Genomic DNA, 17,420 nt, shown 5'->3' on the forward strand with positions numbered 1-17,420 from the left:
CGACCGGAGGCCGAACTACGCGGCGCCGTTGCTCACGGTCTCCGCGGGAGCGTCCGCGATGGCGGTACCGCGACGCTTCGACACGACCACCGCACCGACGATGATCAGTGCCGCGACCACGGCGATCGCGATGCGGATCGGGTCGGACGCGCTGTCACCGATGGAGAAGGTGACGATGGCGGGCGCGATCAGCACCGAGACCAGGTTCATGACCTTGATCAGCGGGTTGATGGCAGGGCCGGCCGTGTCCTTGAACGGGTCGCCGACCGTGTCGCCGATGACCGTCGCGGCGTGGGCGTCGGAGCCCTTGCCACCGTGGTTGCCGTCCTCGACCAGCTTCTTGGCGTTGTCCCAGGCACCACCGGAGTTGGCCAGGAAGACCGCCATGAGCGTGCCGGTCGCGATCGCACCGGCGAGGTAACCCGCCAGCGGGCCGACGCCGAGGCCGAAGCCGACGGCGATCGGGGCGAGCACGGCCATCAGACCAGGAGTCGCCAGCTCACGCAGCGAGTCCTTGGTGCAGATGTCGACGACCTTGCCGTACTCCGGCTTCACCGAGTAGTCCATGATGCCGGGGTTCTCGCGGAACTGACGGCGCACCTCGAACACGATGGCACCGGCGGCGCGCGTCACGGCGTTGACCGCGAGGCCCGAGAACATGAAGACGACCGCCGCACCGATGGCGACACCGACGAGGACGTTCGGGCTGAACACCACGTTGGTGAACGAGATCGGCAGATCGCCGGCGACGTTGCCGACCTTGATCACGGCCTGGTCGATCGCGTCCTTGTACGAGCCGAACAGCGCCGTCGCGGCGAGCACGGCCGTCGCGATCGCGATGCCCTTCGTGATGGCCTTGGTGGTGTTGCCGACCGCGTCGAGCTCGGTGAGGATCTGCGCGCCCTCGCCGTGCACGTCACCGGACATCTCGGCGATGCCCTGCGCGTTGTCGGAGACCGGGCCGAAGGTGTCCATCGCGACGATGACGCCGACGGTCGTGAGCAGACCACAACCGGCGAGCGCGATCGCGAACAGCGCGACGACGACCGAACCGGAGAGCAGGAACGCGCCGTAGACGGCCGCACCGATCACCAGCGCGGTGTAGACGGCCGACTCGAAACCGACCGAGATACCGGACAGGATCACCGTGGCCGCACCGGTCAGCGAGGTCTGGCCGACCTCCTTGACCGGCTTGTGCTCGGTGCCGGTGTAGTAGCCGGTCAGCCAGAGGATGACGCCGGCCAGCACGATGCCGATGATCACCGCGACGGACGCGATCAGCGCCGGGTTGCCGCTGGTGGCCTTGACCGCGTCGCTGATGCCGTTGAGGTCCGCGAAGGAGCTCGGCAGGAACGCGAACGCCGCGATCGTGCACAGCACCGCGGAGATGACCGCGGAGATGTAGAAGGAGCGGTTGATGGCCGTGAGGCCGCTCTCGCCCGTCTTCGCACTGGTCGTGTAGACACCGATGACCGCGGTCAGCACGCCGATCGCGGGCACGATCAGCGGGAACAGCAGGCCCTGCGCACCGAACGCGGCGGTGCCGAGGATCAGCGACGCGACCAGCGTCACGGCGTAGGACTCGAAGAGGTCCGCGGCCATGCCGGCGCAGTCACCGACGTTGTCGCCCACGTTGTCCGCGATGGTCGCGGCGTTGCGGGGGTCGTCCTCCGGGATGCCCTGCTCGACCTTGCCGACCAGGTCGGCGCCGACGTCGGCGGCCTTGGTGAAGATACCGCCACCGACACGCATGAACATCGCGAGCAGCGCGGCACCGAAACCGAAGCCCTCCAGCACCTTCGGGGCCTGACCGGCGTACACGAGCACGACGAGCGCGGCGCCGAAGAGACCGAGGCCGACCGTCGTCATACCGACCACACCACCGGTGCGGAAAGCGACGCGCATCGCCTTTTCGCGACCGCCTTCGCCTTCGTTTGCGGCGGCGGCAACACGCACGTTGGCGCGCGTGGACAACCACATGCCCAGGTAGCCGATCGTCGCCGAGAACGCGGCACCGACGATGAAGAACAACGACCTGCCGATCCGTTCGGCAAGATCGTCCGCCGGTAGCGCGAACAGCAGTACGAACACGATCACGACAAAAATGCCGAGCGTGCGGAACTGCCGGTTGAGGTAGGCCGCTGCGCCCTCCTGAACCGCCTTGGCGATGTCCTGCATCTTCACGGTGCCCTGGCCGGCGGCCAGAACTTCCCTGAGCAGTACGTACCCGACGGCGAGAGCAGCCAGGGCGACCACGGCGACCACGGCTACGACGCCGCGATCACCCCCGGAGAGCTCGAGGCTCTCCGCGAGGAATTGCCGGGACATCCGTCCTCCTGGTGAGTTGCCATGTGCAGCGCCAAGGCAGACCAGCCGCCCAGCGCGACGTGACGCATCCCTCATTGGATGCGATGAGCGGGGAGTCTAGGGGGTGCTTGCAACGAGGCAACGAACTGTCCCGATCCGTGCACACACCGTTATCTGCGCAGGAAGTCGAGCACGGCCCAGTCAGGACTGTCGGTGGTGTATGCAAAGCTCGCCTCGTGGTGGATCAGGGACGGCGGTTGCTGGACCGCGTGCTGGCGGGGGTACCCGCCGGTGAGTCGCCTCTCACACACGCACGCGATTTGCCGTTGCGCCAGGCTGATCACGTCGAATGGCCGTCGTGGGCCGCGCCGGCGGTGGTGGCCGCGTTCACCGAGACGGGCGTGCGCGAGCCGTGGCGGCATCAGGTCGAGGCGGCTTCTCTTGCGTGGCGCGGATCACATGTCGTGCTCGCGACGGGCACCGCGTCCGGCAAGTCACTCGCCTACCAGCTGCCCGTGCTTTCCACTCTTTTGGCGGACACGAAAGCCACCGCTCTGTACCTGTCCCCGACCAAAGCTCTTGGCGCTGACCAGCTCCGCTCACTCGACGAGCTCGGCATCAAGGGGGTGCGCGCGGCGGCTTACGACGGCGACACCCCGATGGCCGAACGCGACTGGGTCAAGGCGCACGCGAACTGGGTGTTCACCAACCCGGACATGCTGCACCGCGGAATCCTGCCGCAGCACCCGAAATGGCTGCGGTTCTTCCGCAGGCTGAAGTACGTGGTGATCGACGAGTGCCATTCCTACCGCGGCGTTTTCGGGTCGCACGTGGCGTTGTTGATGCGAAGACTCCGGCGCGTCGCTCGCAAATACGGCGCGGATCCGATCTTCGTTCTGGCATCGGCCACTGTGGCTGATCCTGCTGCCTCGGCGCAGCGTTTGCTCGGCGTACCGGTTTCCGCTGTCGTGGACGACTTCTCGCCACGTGCCTCGCGGACGGTCGCGCTGTGGGAGCCGCCGCTGACCTCTCTGGAGGGTGAGAACGGGGCTCCGATCCGGCGGTCGGCGGGCGCGGAGACGTCGCGAATCCTGGCCGATCTCGTCGTCGAGGGTGCCCGATCGCTCGCCTTCGTGCGGTCGCGGCGTGGTGCGGAGCTGACCGCTCTGGGCACCCAGCGGATTTTGTCCGAAGTGGACAGTGAGCTGCCTTCTCGCGTCGCCGCCTACCGAGGCGGGTTCCTGCCGGAGGAGCGGCGGGCGCTGGAGAAGTCCCTGTCCACCGGCGATCTGCTCGGCGTGGCCACGACGAACGCGCTGGAGCTGGGCGTCGACATCGCCGGGCTCGACGCCGTGGTGGTGGCCGGTTTCCCGGGCACGCTGGCGTCGTTCTGGCAGCAGGCGGGTCGTGCCGGGCGGTCCGGCGACAGTGCTCTCGTGGTGTTCGTGGCGCGCGACGACCCGTTGGACACCTACCTGGTGCACAACCCGGCCGCGGTGCTGGACCGGCCGGTCGAGGCGACGGTGCTCGATCCGTTGAACCCCTATGTATTAGGGCCGCAGCTGGCGTGCGCCGCGTCCGAGATGCCGTTGACCCCGGCCTGTCTCGACGACTTCGGCGGCCCGCTCGCCGAGACCGTGCTGGACGAGCTGGTGGCGGAGAAGCTGCTGCGCCGCAGGCCCGCGGGCTGGTACTGGGCGTCGCACGACAGGCCGCACGCCGGGGTGGACATCCGCGGCTCCGGCGGTGACCAGGTCGCGGTCGTGGAGGCGGACTCTGGCCGGATGCTCGGCACGGTCGACCCCGGATCCGCCTGCTGGCAGGTGCATCCCGGTGCCCTCTACCTGCACCAGGGGCGGGCGTATGTGGTCGACGAGCTCGACCTGGAGAGCGGCCTCGCGATGGTGCACCGCGAAGACCCGGAGTGGACGACGCAGCCGCGCGACTGCGTGGACATCACGGTGGTGCGCGAGGTCGAACGCGCCGAGTTCGGTGGCGTGTCGGTGTCCCTGGGCGAGGTGGAGGTGACCACGCAGGTCGTCGGCTACCTGCGCCGGCTGCCGTCCGGCGTGGTGCTGGACCAGATTCCGCTGGACCTCCCCGAACAGACCCTGCAGACCCGTGCGGTCTGGTACTCGGTCGACGAGTCGCTGCTGGCCGCCGCAGGTGTTGAGAGCAAACGGATCCCCGGCGCGCTGCACGCCGCCGAACACGCGGCGATAGGCCTGCTGCCGCTGTTCGCGACGTGCGACAGGTGGGACATCGGCGGCGTGTCGACGGCCGTGCACCCGGACACGGGGATGCCGACGGTCTTCGTGCACGACGGACATCCGGGCGGCGCGGGCTTCGCGGATCGAGGGCACTCGGCGTTGCGGGCGTGGCTGTCGGCGACCCGTTCGGCGATCAGCTCGTGCTCGTGCCCGATGGGTTGCCCGTCGTGCGTGCAGTCGCCGAAGTGCGGCAACGGCAACGAACCGCTGGACAAGGCCGGTGCGGTGCTGGTGCTCGACGTCGTGCTGAGCAAAATCGCCTGACTTGTCCGGGTTCGCCCGGCTACGGTGGCTGCGTGACCGCATGCAGCTGCAACGCCACAGACCGGACCCGTCGCCTCTGAGCGCGGCGAGCCGGACGCTCTGCCGTGCCCGCAGGCGCGGCTGAGCTCGATCACTCCGCCGCGCCCGTCCCCTTTCGGCCACGGGTTCTTCAGGAGTTGCCTTGTTCACGCCTTTTGCTGATCTGAACGCACTGCTCGCCGACCTCGTCTCGTCGGTTCGCGAGATCCTCGGCCCCACCTACGTGGGCACGTACGTCCAGGGCTCGTTCGCCCTCGGCGCCGCCGACATCCACAGCGACTGCGACTTCATCGTCGCGTGCACTTCGTTGCCTTCCGGCGCCGCGGAGGCCGGCCTTCGCGCGCTGCACGACGAGATTCCCTTGCGGCCAGGCCACTGGTCGACTGAGATCGAGGGCTCCTACGCCGACGTCGAGTCACTGCGCTCGGTGGCAGGTCTCGGGGTTCCGTGGCTGTTCAACGACCACGGCCATCGCACGTTGATCTGGGACACCCACTGCAATTCGGCGCACGCCCGGTGGATCCTGCGCAACCGAGGGATTGTGGTCGACGGCCCACCGATCACCTCGCTGGTCGACGAGGTCCCGCCGTCCGTTCTGCGCTCGACGATGCGAGCCGACCTGCCAATCCTGTGGGAGGGCATCAAGTCCTGGGCACCGATGGATGTCGCGTGGACTCAGCGCTACATCGTCGCGCAGTACTGCAGGACCCTCTACACGCTGCACACCGCTGAGGTGACGTCGAAGCGCGGCGCCCTTGAGTGGGGCATGAAAATGCTCGATCAGCGGTGGCACCCGCTGATCGAGCAGGTCATCGGGGACCGGGAGCTCGGCTGGGACGCCGACGCTGCCCCGCGTCCGGGAAGCATGGAGCAGACGCGAGCTTTCGCGGCCTACTGCGAGCTTCTGTAGTTGTTTCGTGGGGGCGCGCCGCAGGCTCACGGGTACCTGCGGCGCGCCCTCTCCACGTGCCGAACACTGTTTTCCCGCCTGCTACCGCTTCGCGACCGGATCCCTTGGAACATCGGTGGAATCTGGTTGTTCGTCTCTGACAGGACACGCGGGAGGCGACGGTGTCGACTGTCATCGGGACGAACTCCGGGGAGGAGCCGGCTTCACCGACCGCGGCAGAGCGGGGTGCCCTGCCACTAACGTTCCTCGGTCCGGTCACTAATGCGGGAGGCTGTCCTTCGGGGTGCGTGTTCGGCTTTTCGCCCGTTCCTCCGTGGTCCCCCAAGTGCGGGGTAGGGAGACCGATCATCGGATCGGGCTGGGGTGGAACGGCCGTGCAGGGCATCGTCTTCGGGGTTGTCGGGGAGAGTCCACGACGACACCCAGCACGGCCGGGCTCTACTTTTAGTTGTGTCAGACGGTTTCGAGCTGGTAGCCGGCCGGGGCGTGCAGCGCCTCGACCAGTGCGTCCTGCACGACGTGCGCGTCCGGGAGGTTCCAGCCGCAGATCGACGGCTTGACCCTCCAGTGCACGACGCCGTGCGCCATCGGGGTGGGCGGCAGCGGGATGTACTCGCCCTTGCCGTACAGGTGGACGTCGGCGTTGTTCCCCAGCTCGGCGTTGAGCTTCGAGCCGGACTTCACCAGGAACATCCACCGGCCGGACGGGGTCGCGGCGATCGGCACGGGAACACCGATCGAGCGCAGTGCGACGGCCGCGCGGCGGCCGAGGTCGGTGCCGACCTCGATCGCGTCAACGACGTGGCCGGTCGCGACGAGCAGGCTGTAGGAACGACCGGTCCACCACGTGGCGACCTGGTCGGGACGGGTGCCGATGCGGTCCACCCAGTCGCGGTGCACCGGGATCGGGCCGTGGAGCTCGAGCCCGCTGCGGCCCGCCCACTGCGTCACGCCGTTCTCGGTACCGGCCGGATAGGTGCCGGGCAGTACGGGCCAACCGCGGTACGCGAGGCTGACGGCCTCGGCACGCAGTTCGATGCGGAAGGCCCCGCGCCAGCTATCCGACCAATCCATCTTCCGTCGCCTTCTTCCCAGAGTCTGTCTCGACATCGACGTGGTGCCGGTGTTCTCGGGACACCGCGTCGGTGCCGCTACTACAACTAACGACACCGGCCCTGGGCTTGGTAACCCCCGCCGCGACAACTGGTAGCTACGAGACGGCGAACGCCCCTGGCGAGAACGGGCCGCTGAACTCCGCGCGTTTAGTTCGATCACCGTTCAGCATGTCCCGGCACCGGTGTGAGTCCGCTCACCGCCGGGAGACGACCGCTCGTCGCGCTCCAAACGCTTCGATCTTCGGCCGGACCTGCCCTCGACCGCGCGCTCACCGGGCCGAACGGCGTAGCGGCCGATGCCCGCACAACCACCTCCCAACCGCTCACCTCGCAGCTCTCGAGCCGCGCCCTGTTGCGTTCCACCACGAGTTTTGCCTGCTCACAAGCACTTTCTTCGCCATCAGGCAAACCCACCGCACCGGCGAGCGCCGCCAGATCAGCCGCGCCGGTCACCCGATGCCGCACGACGACCGCCGCTCCGATCTGCGCGCCGGTGAGCGTCGCGATGATCAGCAACAACATCGCGACGACACCGCTCACCGCAGCCGAGCCGCTCTCATCACCTGGCACTTCACCGTTCATCGCGGCTCCAGTGCGGCGAACGCCGTCGCGCCGAGCGGCACGCCCAACGGTCCGCGTTTGGTGACGACGACACTTATGGAGTCGTCGTCGACCTGGAACACGATGTTCGCTCCGGGGGCGATCTGGCCGGCCGCTTCCTCACCGCGCTGCCGTTCACCGCGTGCCGCCAACCGCGCCGCCTCTCTCGCCGCGTCGGTGCACCGCATCTGCTCGACGACAGCGGTGAGACCTGCGGCTGCCAGCCCCATGACGATCAGGAGCGCGCAAACGGCGATCGCCGCCTCGACCGTGGCCATGCCGCTGTCGTCAGACCGCCGAAAGCGCACGCTGTATCAGCCCCTGCAACATGTTCTCCATCCAGTCGCTGGTGGCGATCGCGTACAGCACCCCGGCGAGCGCGGCCACCGCGAGCGTCCCGATCGCGTACTCGACCGTGCTCATGCCGCTGTCGTCCTTCAGCAGTTCCACTTCGTTCTCCTTAATTGAGGAATTGATCGGCCAGGCCCAGCACCACCGGCATGACGCCGAGGCACAGGAACGCCGGCAGGAAACACAGCGCCAGCGGTGCCGCGACGGCCACAGCCGCTCGTTGCGCCTCGGCCTCGGCCTGGTCCTTCGCCTCGGCTCTGGTCCGCTCGGCGAGGTCGGCGGCTTGGCCGGCGAACGCAGCTCCTGAACGCGCGGTCCTTCTGGCGGCTCTCGCGAGCGCGGCTGTCGTTTTGTCGGTCAGGGCTTGCGCCCACGCGGTGTTCGGGTCCGCGCCGAGTGCGAGCAGTTCGGCGACGTGGCTCAGTTCTCCGATGCCCGCCGCCTTTATCGCAGTCGGTACCGGCAGGCCGGCCCTGAGACAGGCGGCGAGGAGGTCCAGCGCCGCGGCTCTTTCGAACGGACCGTCCTTCGCGCGGTTTGCCGGCGGCGGGTCGTGCGTTTGTGGTCTCAGCCGGTCGATCGCTCGGCCCGGTGCCGGTGCGACGAGGATCGCCAGCGCTATCAGGAGGAGCGTCACGGCTCCACCTCGGTGATCCTCTTCGTCCACCACAGTCCTGCAGCGAGGAACAGTGCGCCCAGCACGAGCAGAAGCTGCCCAGCTGTGGTTTCGATCAGCGTGTGGAGCGGTCGTGCGCCACTCAGTTCGCCGAGCAGCACTCCGAACACCGGCAGCGCCGCGAGCACCGCGGCACTCGCCCTCGGCCCGGCCATGCGGGCGTGCACCTGTCGTGCGAACGCGGCCCGCTGGTCGAGATCGCGCCTCGTCGCGTCCAGGACATCCGCGAGCGCGACACCATGTCTCGCCGACACGTGCCATGCCTTGGCCAGCTGATCCGTGGCTGTGGCGAGGAGCGGTTGCCTCAGGTCTCTCAGGGTCCGCTCGACGTCGCCACCCAGCCGCGCGGTGGCCGCCGCGGCTCTGAGCACTTCATCGGCTGGTGCCGGGGTGTCCTGTGCGGCACCTTCTGCCGCGTTGGCTGGATGGGCACCCGCGCGTAGCTCGTCGACCACGCCGCCGAGACCGTTGCTGAGCGCTTCCGTCGCCGCTCTGAGCGCTCGGCTTCGCTTGCCCTGCTTGACGATCCGGTAGATCACCGCGGCGAGGACGGCTCCGGCGACGAGGCCGCCGAGGCCGGCTGCGAGGTAGGTGATCGTTGCTGCGGCCACCGGCCACAGCCATTGCGGAACAACGATTTCCCGCTTGTCTCTCGGCCTGAGCCTGCGGATCGGTTTGAGCTGCGGCCACACCAGCAGTGCTGCGGCTGTCAGCACGAGGCTCAGCACAGCGCCCCCTTTTCGTACCAGCCTTGCGCTCTGGTCCAGATTGGACGGACCTCGAGCCCGCTTCCGGTGCGCGTGAACCGTCCGATCTCGGCGAGGTGCCGCGCGCCGTCGTCCGCTCGTCGCATGTGCAGGACGAGTTGGACGGCCGCGGCCACCTGGCTGTGCAGGGCTTGCTGATCCAGCCCTGCGAGCGCGCCGAGTGCTTCGAGCCTGGCCGGAACCTCGGCGGGCGAGTTGGCGTGCAGCGTGCCGGCCCCGCCTTCGTGGCCGGTGTTGAGCGAACTGAGGAGTTCTTTGACCTCAGCACCTCTGACCTCACCGACGACGATCCGGTCGGGCCGCATGCGCAACGCCTCTCGTACCAGCGACCGCACGGTGATCTCGCCGGCACCTTCGACGTTGGGCGGCCGCGCGACGAGCCTCACGAACTGCGGGTGGTCCGGGTGCAGCTCGCCCGCGTCCTCCACGCACACGATGCGTTCGGTTTCCGGGACGCAACCGAGCAGCGCCGACAGCAGCGACGTCTTGCCCGACCCGGTGCCGCCGATCACCAGGAATGCCTTGCGTTCACGGACGATCGTCGTGAGCGCTTCCGCGATCTCGGCATCGAACGTGCCGAGCTCCTGGAGCACCTTCAGATCGTGCGTCGCGGGCCTCAGCACGCGGAGCGACAGGCAGGTGCTGTCCGCGATCGGTGGAAGTACCGCGTGCAGCCGGACCCCGCTGCCCGGCAACCACCCGTCGACGCACGGCGAGGCGTCGTCGAGTCGCCTGCCCGCCGCAACCGCGAGGCGTTGGGCGAGGCGGCGGACCGCGTCCTCGTCCGGGAAGGTGATGCTGGTGCGGCGCAGGCCTTCGGTGCCGTCGACCCACACCTGGTCCGGCGCGGTGACGAGGACGTCGGTGGTGCCGGGGTCGGCGAGCAGCGGGTCGAGCGGGCCGGTGCCGCTGAACTCCTGGCGGAGAACTTGGAGCGCCTCCAAGACATCCGAGTCGGCGAGCACGCCACCCGCTTCGGAGCGGACTGCGTGGGCGACGACCGCGGCGGTCATCTCCATGTCCGCTCCGGCCAGGCGGTGGCGCACGCGGTCGATCAGGGCGGCGGTCATGTCGCAGCCTCCAGAGGCTCCGAGCAGCGGATTGCCGTGTCGTGGAAGGTCCCGCGGCGAAGGGGCGCGGTGCTGTGGCGGCGGGCGTGGGCTGGCGCGGCGACCAGGACGTCGGCGGAGGCGGGCCCGGCGAACAACAGGTTCACGGGGCCAGGGCCGCAGGGTTTTTGGCGGAGAGCTTGGAGCGCCTCCAATTTCTGCTCGCGGGAGACGGCGGTGGCGGTCATGCCACGGCCTCCGGAAGCTGGGAGCCATGCGCCGTCGTCGTGGAAGCTGGTGCGACGCGGGATTCCGGTGGTGCGGAAGACGTGAGAGAGCGCAGCGATCGGGACATCGGTCGAATCGGCGAACAACAGGTCGACCGGACCCGAACCGCCGAGCTCTTGGCGGAGACCTTGGAGCGCCTCCAAGCTCTCCTCGCGGGAGACGGCGGTGACGGTCATGCCACGGCCTCCGGAAGCTGGGAGCCATGCGCCGTCGTCGTGGAAGCTGGTGCGACGCGGGATTCCGGTGGTGCGGAAGACGTGAGAGAGCGCAGCGATCGGGACATCGGTCGAATCGGCCAACAACAGGTCCACCGGACTCGAACTGCCGAGCTCTTGGCGGAGACCTTGGAGCGCCTCCAAGGGCTCCTTGTGGGAGACCACGGCGGGGCGTACGCCAGTGGTGCCTTCGACCTGTCCCTGCGCGGGTGCCGTGACCAGGACGTCGGTGCAGTTGGCGACAGCGGTGAGGCGCCGGCCGTTGGCGCTTTCCACCGGGACGTGGACAGGCACCACGGCCACGGCGCTGGCGGTGTCAGGGACGGCTGGCGCGGGGGTCGGCCGACCTGAGCTGCCGGATTTCGGGTGGAGAACTTGGAGGGGCTCCAAGTTCTTCTTGTGGGTGGCGGTGGAGGGGGTCATGTGGCGGCCTCTGGGCGTTGGGCGTGGCGGCCGTAGGTGATCTCGCGGCCCGTGAGGCGGAGCCAGGTCTCGTGGCACCAGGCCAGGAAGCGGCTCATTCCGGCGGTTCCTCCTTGAACACGAAGCGAGGCGGGAAGGGGCGGCCGTAGACGAAGAGGTTGCGCACCATCCGCCAGCAGATGCTGAAGAGAAGGCGGATCACGGACGCGGATCCGTTGGCGCGGAGGCGGTTTCGGGCCGGCCGCACTTGTCGCAGGAGTAGCTAGGGCGCCTCTCCGGTGGTGCGGCCCGGGCAGCCGTCGAGGACTTGGCGCCGGCCCGTTCGATCGCGCGGAGGATCACTGCGCGGCGGAGGCAGTCGGTGCACGGCTGCCTCATGGGCGCAGCTCCTTCAGCACCAGGCGGGCCGCGGTTGCCAGTGGGCCCTTGGGGTTGCGGGGGAAGCTGCCGCGTTCGAGCGACTCGGCCAGGCCCGGTTCTGGGCGCATCTGGGTGAGCAGGGGGACGCCGATCACGTCGGCCATCTCGGCGGCTTGGAGGTTGCCAGGGGATGGGCCGCGGACCACCAGGCGGATGTTGCGGCCTTGAGTGAGCAGGCGGGTGGCGACTCTGCTGGCGGCTGCGGTTGCGCGGACCTCGGCCGGGACTACCAGGACTGTCAGGTCGGTGCGGTCGAGGGCGGCTGAGGCTGCGGCTGTCGGGTGGCGTGGGAGGTCGCAGACGACGGTGCAGCCCGAGCGGCGGCCTGCGTCCAGGACGGCGGCCACGGCGGCGGGTTCCGGGTCTGGGCCCGTTCGGTCGCAGGCCAGGACGCTCAGGCTGCCGGTGACGGGGAGGGCTGCGCGGAGGGCCGACATCGGGACTCGGCCGCCGCTGCAGTGGACGCCTGGCCAGCGGGCGCCCTCGTCGGACTCGGTGCCCAGGGCCAGATCTATGCCGCCGCCCAGCGGGTCGCAGTCGACGAGCATCGCCTCGCCGCCCGCCGCCACCGCTTCGCGGCCGGCCGCGATGGCGAGGATCGAGGCGCCTGAGCCTCCGCGGCCGCCTACGAAGGACACCACTCGCCCTCGGTCGGAGGGCGGGCCCTCTCCCACATCGGCGAGAGCGCTCACGAGAGAGCGGCCGTCGAGAGGTAGTTCCAGAACGCGGTCAGCGCCCAGAGCTACCGCCGGAGCCCAGGGCGGATCGCCTCCGTGGACCACCAGGACGCCTGAGCGGCGCGGGAGGTTCGCGTCCAGGCACGCGGAGACGGCCGGGGGATCCAGCAGGACGAGAGGTGCGCTGTGCCATTGCGAGCGCAGCGAGGTGACGTCGGGGGCGCAGGAGACCGAGCAGTCCGCGGCGGCGGCCATGCGGAGGACCTCGTCGAGGAGGTCCTGGTCCGTGAGCAGGGCGATGGGGTGGGTCATGGGGTCCACGCTGCTGGGTCGTGATGAACGACACAACGGGCGAAGATCCAGATGTGGACAAATCGCGGGTGTGGACAAGTCGCGATCTTGAAGCCCTGCAACAGCAGGAAGTGTCAGACCTGTGTGCGAGCCTGGAGGGTTGGGCGCAGAAACCCGGAGGAAGAAGAGCAGAGGTCCAGTCGAACCCGCGAGGAATCGGGGCCTGGATATGGGACGACCCCCGCCAGGGGGGAGGGACGGGGGTCGTCAATGGTTCAGTCCCGGGGGGTCGGACTGAACCCGTCCGTCGAACCGGACTCTCCTACTGTATCCCCATGCGCCAGTGCCGCGCGCAACTTCGGCAACAGCTGCGGGCCAAGTTTCGGTAACCGTGTCGCACAACGGTTTCGTACACGAACGAAATGCCGCCCGAACGGCCTACTGACGAGTACACCTAAGCTGAGCTACATGAGTCGGATCGCCGCCTTCTTCGACCTCGACAAGACCGTGATCGCGAAGTCGAGCACGCTGGCGTTCAGCCGTCCCTTCTTCCAGGAGGGGCTGATCAACCGCCGCGCCGTGCTGAAGAGCGCATACGCGCAGCTCGTGTTCATGCTCGCCGGTGCGGATGCGGACCAGATGGACCGCATGCGCGCGCACATCACCGCATTGGCCGCAGGCTGGGACGTCGAGCAGATCCGCAGCATCGTCAACGAGACGCTGCACGACATCGTCGATCCACTCGTCTACAAAGAGGCGACGCAGTTGATCGCCGATCACAAGGCGGAGGGTCACGACGTCGTCATCGTGAGTGCGTCCGGGGAAGAACTGGTCGCCCCCATTGCGCAGATGATCGGTGCGGACTACAGCGTCGGAACCAAGATGGTCGTTCACGACGGCCGCTACACCGGCGATGTCGACTTCTACTGCGCGGCCGACAACAAAGCCGTCGCGATCAAGCAGCTCGCCGCCGAGCACGGTTACGACCTCGCCAAGAGCTACGCCTACTCGGACAGCGTCACGGACCTGCCGATGCTCGAGGTCGTCGGCCACCCGACGGTCATCAACCCGGACAGGGGCCTGCGCCGCACCGCCGTGCAGAAGGGCTGGCCGGTGCTGCAGTTCTCCGACCCGGTGAGCCTGCGCTCCCGCATCCCCACCCCGTCGGGCAAGACCGTCGCCGTCACGGCCATCAGCCTCGGCGCGGTCGCCGCCGCCGGAGCCGCCTGGTACGGCCTGCGGCGCAAGCGCAACCGCGACTGAAGTCAAGCCCGAAGACCAAAGAAGAAGCTATGGAGACCGGTACTGGCGAGTAGCGGCAACGCCGTGCACACGTGGTGCCCGCGTGAGTGCACGACCACGCCCTGTCAGCGGTACCCGAACATGTACAAAACCTCACAAACGCTGAAACCGCAGTACTTTCACTACTGAACGTGGCTTGAACGGTGCACCCGTCCGAGCCCTTGCTGTGACCGGCCCCACGCACTTAAATGGGTGGTGCGGAACTCGGGTCGGCCAGGGGCCAGACGAAGAGAAGTCAGGATCCACCCCGGCCAAGCTCCGTGCGCGGACTTCGAGTACCCACGCGCAGCACGCCGCGGGAGGCTTGTCGTCTAGGGCCTGCGTACCGGGACGCCGGACGCCGAGGCCAGGGTTGTACGACTAGAGTTGCACGCTTGGTAACTCGCAAGCCCGCGCTGAAGACGGGGCACCCTTTCGAGGGTGCCCCGTCTGCTTGTTACGGCAAGAAAACCCCCCGAAAGGCAGAATGTCCGCCCGTTGACCCACCACACAGCCGTGAGTAACTTGCGAAATACGCCAGTTACCTGTGGGAACATCACCGGGAGGCACGGACAAGTGCGGAAGTTCGCCGCGTTGACGCTGGTCACAGCCATGGTCGCCCTCACGCCGGTGGCGAGAGCGGACGCCAGCGTGACCACTCTGCGCGGGATGTCGCTGGAACAGAAGGTCGGCCAGCTCTTCGTCACGTACGTCAACGGCCAGGCCGCCGACGTCCCGCACCCCAAGAACCAGACCGACTTCGGAGTGGCGACGGCCGCGGAGATGGTGCGCAAGTACCAGCCAGGCGGCGTCATCTACTTCAACAACTCGAGCCGCGACAACATCGACACCCCCAAGCAGATCGCGCAGCTCTCCAACGGCCTGCAGAAGGCCAGCCGCATCCCGTTGCTCATCTCGACCGACCAGGAGATGGGTCTCGTCACGCGCATCGGCCCGCCGGCCACCCAGCTGCCGGGCAACATGGCCCTCGGCGCGGGGAGAAGCACCGCGGACGCCGAGGAAGCCGCCAGGATCACCGCCCAGGAGCTCCGCGCCATGGGCATCAACCAGAACTTCGCCCCGGACGCCGACGTCAACTCCAACCCGGCCAACCCGATCATCGGCGTGCGGAGCTTCAGCAGCGACCCGAAGCTCGCGGCCGACATGATGAAGGCCCAGGTCACCGGCTACGAGGGGCACCGCTGGTTCGACCAGGACTCGGTCACCTCCACGGCCAAGCACTTCCCCGGCCACGGCGACACGTCCGAGGACAGCCACACCAGCCTCCCGGTCTCGAACCGCACCCTCGACCAGTGGCGCCAGATCGACGCGCCGCCGTTCAAGGCGGCCATCGACGCCAGGATCGACTCGATCATGACCGCGCACATCCAGGTGCCGCAGATCGATCCGTCCGGCGAACCGGCCACGCTCTCCAAGAAGGTCATCACCGGCCTGCTGCGCGAGGAGCTGAAGTACGACGGCGTCGTCATCACCGACTCCCTCGAGATGGCCGGCGTCCGCAAGCTGCACCCGAACGACGCGGAGATCCCGATCCTCGCCATCAAGGCGGGCGTCGACCAGCTGCTGATGCCGCCGAACCTCGGCCTCGCGATCGACAGCGTCGTCAAGGCCGTCCGCAGCGGCGAGATCCCGGAAAAGCGCATCGACGAGAGCGTGCTGCGCATTCTCAAGATGAAGCTCCTGCGCGGCGTCATGCTCAACACCGAGGTCGACGTGAACAAGGTCGACCAGATCGTCGGCTCCAACACGAAGAACGCCCAGCGCATCGCCGACCGCACCATCACCGCGGTGCGCAACGACGCCCAGGCCATCCCGCTCAACGCCGCGGCTCCCCTGGTGATCGGCACCAGCGACGCCACCACGTCAGCGCTCGCGACCAGGATCAAGGGCTCGAAGGTCGTCACGGCGACCAGCCCCACCCCAGCCCAGATCCAGCAGGCACTCGCGGCGGCAGCCAACGCGGACAAGATCGTCGTGCTGACCAACAACCTCAGCACCAGGCCCGCCCAGCTCGACCTGCTCAACCAGCTGGTCGCCACCGGCAAGCCGGTCATCGCCGCCGCCACCGGCAACCCGTACGACGTGGCGTACAGCAACGCCAAGACGTGGCTCGCCACCTACTCCACCACGACCGTCTCCATGGAGGCACTGGCCAGGATCCTGCTCGGCGAGACCAAGCCGCAGGGCAAGCTCCCGGTCGACGTGCCAGGCCCGAACCCCTACCCGTTCGGACACGGAGTGACCTGGTGAGAAGGCGGAGCTTCCTCACGGCAAGCGCCCTGTCCGTCCCCCTCGTCAGCACTGCAACCGCCAACGCGACACCGAGGCTCTCCACCGGCGCTGAGCAACTCGCGAACGACGGCTGGCGCAAGCTCAAGGGCCGCAAGGTCGGCGTGCTCACGAACCCGACTGGCATCCTCAGGGACCAGACCCACATCGTCGACTCTATGGTCGCCCACGACGCCAAACCGACAGCCGTCTTCGGACCAGAGCACGGCTTCCGCGGCACGGCACAGGCCGGCGGTTCGGAGGGCGACTACGCCGACCCGCGCACCGGAATCCCGGTGTACGACACGTACCAAGCCTCCCCCGCGAAGATCCAGGCGATGTTCGCCAAGGCGGGCATCGACACGGTCGTGTTCGACATCGCGGACGTGGGCGCGCGCTTCTACACGTACATCTGGTCGCTGTACCAAGCGATGGAAGCGGCGCAGAACCTGGACTTCATCGTCCTCGACCGCCCGAACCCCACCGGCGGCAACGCGAACGGCCCGCAACTCGACCCTGCTTACGCCACGTTCGTCGGCCTGAAGCCGATCGTCCAGCAGCACGGCATGACCGTCGGCGAACTGGCCCGCTTCTTCAAGGGCGAGTTCGACCTCAAACCCGAGCTGGAAGTCGTCAACGTCAAGGGCTGGCGCAGGAACCAGCTCGACACCGGCCTCCCGTGGGTCCCGCCGAGCCCGAACATGCCCACCCAGGACACCGCGCTCGTCTACCCCGGCACGTGCCTGTTCGAAGGCACAACCCTCTCAGAGGGCCGTGGCACCACCCGCCCGTTCGAAACCGTTGGCGCACCAGGGATCGACTGGCGCTGGGCCGAACAACTCAACGCGCTCGGCCTCAAGGGCGTGCGGTTCCGCGAGACCTACTTCGCGCCGACGTTCAACAAGTTCCAGGGCAAGACCTGCGGCGGTGTCACCTTGCACGTCACCAACGCAGCCGAGTTCGACGCCATCAAAGCGGCCGTAGCCATGCTGATCACCGCGAAGTCGTTGTACCCCAGCGTGTTCGCGTGGCGGCCGGACAACTGGATCGACAAGCTCAGCGGCTCCGACAGGCTCCGCAAGATGATCGACGCCCAGGCCGGACTGGACGAGATCGTCGGCGCGTGGCACCAGGAGCTCCAGCAGTTCCGCCGCACCCGCCTGCCCTACCTGCGCTACCGGTGAGGAC

At 68.3% G+C, this 17,420-nt stretch carries 15 protein-coding genes; 5 read left to right on the forward strand and 10 right to left on the reverse strand.

The window, feature by feature from the left end; translation table 11 throughout:
- Positions 1 to 15 precede the first annotated feature (15 nt).
- Positions 16 to 2,328 carry a sodium-translocating pyrophosphatase gene (locus UK23_RS12235; RefSeq protein WP_045311579.1) on the reverse strand — a complete coding sequence of 771 codons (2,313 nt, stop codon included), beginning with the start codon at positions 2,326 to 2,328 and terminating at the stop codon, positions 16 to 18.
- Between the two features lie 215 nt (positions 2,329 to 2,543).
- On the opposite strand from UK23_RS12235, the gene UK23_RS12240 reads away from it, so the two are divergent.
- The gene (locus UK23_RS12240; RefSeq protein WP_045311580.1) at positions 2,544 to 4,841 is read left to right on the forward strand and encodes a DEAD/DEAH box helicase; all 2,298 of its coding nucleotides are present in this window, start codon (positions 2,544 to 2,546) and stop codon (positions 4,839 to 4,841) included.
- A 181-nt stretch (positions 4,842 to 5,022) separates the two neighbouring features.
- Positions 5,023 to 5,790, forward strand: coding sequence for an aminoglycoside adenylyltransferase domain-containing protein (locus tag UK23_RS12245; RefSeq protein WP_045311581.1), 768 nt, complete (start codon positions 5,023 to 5,025; stop codon positions 5,788 to 5,790).
- 453 nt (positions 5,791 to 6,243) lie between these two features.
- On the opposite strand, the gene UK23_RS12250 is transcribed toward UK23_RS12245, so the two are convergent.
- The 9 genes from UK23_RS12250 to ssd form a co-directional block, all read right to left on the reverse strand.
- A complete protein-coding gene (locus UK23_RS12250; protein ID WP_045311582.1) occupies positions 6,244 to 6,864 on the reverse strand; it encodes a bifunctional DNA primase/polymerase in 621 nt (206 codons plus the stop codon).
- 197 nt (positions 6,865 to 7,061) lie between these two features.
- Entirely contained in the window at positions 7,062 to 7,487 is a 426-nt protein-coding gene (locus UK23_RS12255) for an Rv3654c family TadE-like protein (RefSeq protein ID WP_052684596.1), read from the reverse strand.
- Positions 7,484 to 7,783 carry a TadE family type IV pilus minor pilin gene (locus UK23_RS12260; protein WP_045311583.1) on the reverse strand — a complete coding sequence of 100 codons (300 nt, stop codon included), beginning with the start codon at positions 7,781 to 7,783 and terminating at the stop codon, positions 7,484 to 7,486. The genes UK23_RS12255 and UK23_RS12260 overlap by 4 nt, the downstream gene beginning before the upstream one ends.
- Before the next feature lie 10 nt (positions 7,784 to 7,793).
- Positions 7,794 to 7,955 carry a DUF4244 domain-containing protein gene (locus UK23_RS50155; protein ID WP_269112271.1) on the reverse strand — a complete coding sequence of 54 codons (162 nt, stop codon included), beginning with the start codon at positions 7,953 to 7,955 and terminating at the stop codon, positions 7,794 to 7,796.
- Between the two features lie 10 nt (positions 7,956 to 7,965).
- Positions 7,966 to 8,493 carry a type II secretion system F family protein gene (locus tag UK23_RS51460; protein ID WP_052684597.1) on the reverse strand — a complete coding sequence of 176 codons (528 nt, stop codon included), beginning with the start codon at positions 8,491 to 8,493 and terminating at the stop codon, positions 7,966 to 7,968.
- Complete coding sequence (locus UK23_RS12270; RefSeq protein WP_045311585.1) at positions 8,490 to 9,260, reverse strand: type II secretion system F family protein; 771 nt, start codon at positions 9,258 to 9,260, stop codon at positions 8,490 to 8,492. Before UK23_RS12270 ends, UK23_RS51460 begins: the two co-directional genes overlap by 4 nt.
- The gene (locus UK23_RS12275; protein WP_045311586.1) at positions 9,254 to 10,369 is read right to left on the reverse strand and encodes a TadA family conjugal transfer-associated ATPase; all 1,116 of its coding nucleotides are present in this window, start codon (positions 10,367 to 10,369) and stop codon (positions 9,254 to 9,256) included. The genes UK23_RS12270 and UK23_RS12275 overlap by 7 nt, the downstream gene beginning before the upstream one ends.
- Positions 10,366 to 11,154 (reverse strand): hypothetical protein, encoded by a 789-nt coding sequence (locus UK23_RS12280; RefSeq protein ID WP_045311587.1) that lies wholly within the window; start codon positions 11,152 to 11,154, stop codon positions 10,366 to 10,368. The genes UK23_RS12275 and UK23_RS12280 overlap by 4 nt, the downstream gene beginning before the upstream one ends.
- A gap of 494 nt (positions 11,155 to 11,648) precedes the next feature.
- Positions 11,649 to 12,683 carry a septum site-determining protein Ssd gene (ssd, locus tag UK23_RS12285; RefSeq protein ID WP_045311625.1) on the reverse strand — a complete coding sequence of 345 codons (1,035 nt, stop codon included), beginning with the start codon at positions 12,681 to 12,683 and terminating at the stop codon, positions 11,649 to 11,651.
- 447 nt (positions 12,684 to 13,130) lie between these two features.
- Here ssd and UK23_RS12290 point away from each other — a divergent pair, with 447 nt between their 5' ends.
- The 3 genes from UK23_RS12290 to UK23_RS12300 all read left to right on the forward strand — a co-directional run bounded on the left by UK23_RS12290 (position 13,131) and on the right by UK23_RS12300 (position 17,416).
- Positions 13,131 to 13,925, forward strand: coding sequence for an HAD-IB family hydrolase (locus UK23_RS12290; RefSeq protein WP_082114596.1), 795 nt, complete (start codon positions 13,131 to 13,133; stop codon positions 13,923 to 13,925).
- A gap of 630 nt (positions 13,926 to 14,555) precedes the next feature.
- Entirely contained in the window at positions 14,556 to 16,214 is a 1,659-nt protein-coding gene (locus tag UK23_RS12295; protein ID WP_045311627.1) for a glycoside hydrolase family 3 protein, read from the forward strand.
- Entirely contained in the window at positions 16,211 to 17,416 is a 1,206-nt protein-coding gene (locus UK23_RS12300; protein WP_156213049.1) for an exo-beta-N-acetylmuramidase NamZ domain-containing protein, read from the forward strand. Before UK23_RS12295 ends, UK23_RS12300 begins: the two co-directional genes overlap by 4 nt.
- Positions 17,417 to 17,420: the final 4 nt, after the last annotated feature.

It is taken from the genome of Lentzea aerocolonigenes, from assembly GCF_000955955.1.
GTDB lineage: Bacteria > Actinomycetota > Actinomycetes > Mycobacteriales > Pseudonocardiaceae > Lentzea > Lentzea aerocolonigenes_A.

What these genes read in the sequence shown, in the direction of transcription:
- UK23_RS12295 (WP_045311627.1), top strand. Translation starts at nt 14,556, where the DNA reads ATGGTCGCCCTCACGCCGGTGGCGAGAGCGGACGCCAGCGTGACCACT.
- UK23_RS12235 (WP_045311579.1), bottom strand. Translation starts at nt 2,328, where the DNA reads ATGTCCCGGCAATTCCTCGCGGAGAGCCTCGAGCTCTCCGGGGGTGAT.
- UK23_RS12250 (WP_045311582.1), bottom strand. Translation starts at nt 6,864, where the DNA reads ATGGATTGGTCGGATAGCTGGCGCGGGGCCTTCCGCATCGAACTGCGT.
- UK23_RS12275 (WP_045311586.1), bottom strand. Translation starts at nt 10,369, where the DNA reads ATGACCGCCGCCCTGATCGACCGCGTGCGCCACCGCCTGGCCGGAGCG.
- UK23_RS12255 (WP_052684596.1), bottom strand. Translation starts at nt 7,487, where the DNA reads ATGAACGGTGAAGTGCCAGGTGATGAGAGCGGCTCGGCTGCGGTGAGC.
- UK23_RS12260 (WP_045311583.1), bottom strand. Translation starts at nt 7,783, where the DNA reads ATGGCCACGGTCGAGGCGGCGATCGCCGTTTGCGCGCTCCTGATCGTC.
- ssd (WP_045311625.1), bottom strand. Translation starts at nt 12,683, where the DNA reads ATGACCCACCCCATCGCCCTGCTCACGGACCAGGACCTCCTCGACGAG.
- UK23_RS12290 (WP_082114596.1), top strand. Translation starts at nt 13,131, where the DNA reads ATGAGTCGGATCGCCGCCTTCTTCGACCTCGACAAGACCGTGATCGCG.